Genomic DNA, 545 nt, shown 5'->3' with positions numbered 1-545 from the left:
CACACGGATTGCGCGATGAACACCGATCGATTTGCCATCAGCCTCGACCTGATCAACCGCCATTACCAGGAGCCGAACCGCAACCGGTTCGAGAGCAAGTATTTCTGGGAAGAGCTCTATCCCCTGATCCGCGCGAGCGGCTTCCGCTCGATCGAGATCCCCTATGAGCCGGTCTGGCAGTTCGGCGGGCGCAGCGGGGTTCCGATGAACCGCTATTGCATCAACACCAAATATGCCTCCGCCGCGGGCTATCGCGCGGCGCTGGCCGAGCGCGGCATCGAGCAGGTCACAGGCGTGACCTTCGATCCCAACCTGTTCATGCGCAACGACAGTCTCGACTTCTTCTTCGGCGCGAGCGGCCATTTTGCGGGCGAGGCGCTCGCGCACGCCGCGGACCTCGGTGCCGACTATTTCGCGATCAGCCCGTCGCCCTATTACGGCCGCGCCGCGCATTATCATCCCGATCTGGAGGCCAAGCGCGAGAGCTTCACGCAGCGCATGACCGATCTGCTGGCGGGGCTCGCGGACAAGGCGGCAGCGGCGGG

1 pseudogene is annotated in these 545 nt (G+C 64.2%); it reads left to right on the top strand.

The features are described 5' to 3' along the window. Nucleotides 1-15: 15 nt before the first annotated feature. Nucleotides 16-545: pseudogene (locus DM995_RS18235) on the top strand (sugar phosphate isomerase/epimerase family protein); the annotation flags it as partial.

This window comes from Blastomonas sp. UPD001, from assembly GCF_003426715.1.
Taxonomy (GTDB): Bacteria; Pseudomonadota; Alphaproteobacteria; order Sphingomonadales; family Sphingomonadaceae; genus Blastomonas.
The sequence above is the reverse complement of the archived record's forward strand: the minus strand, read 5'-3'. Positions and strand labels throughout refer to the sequence as shown.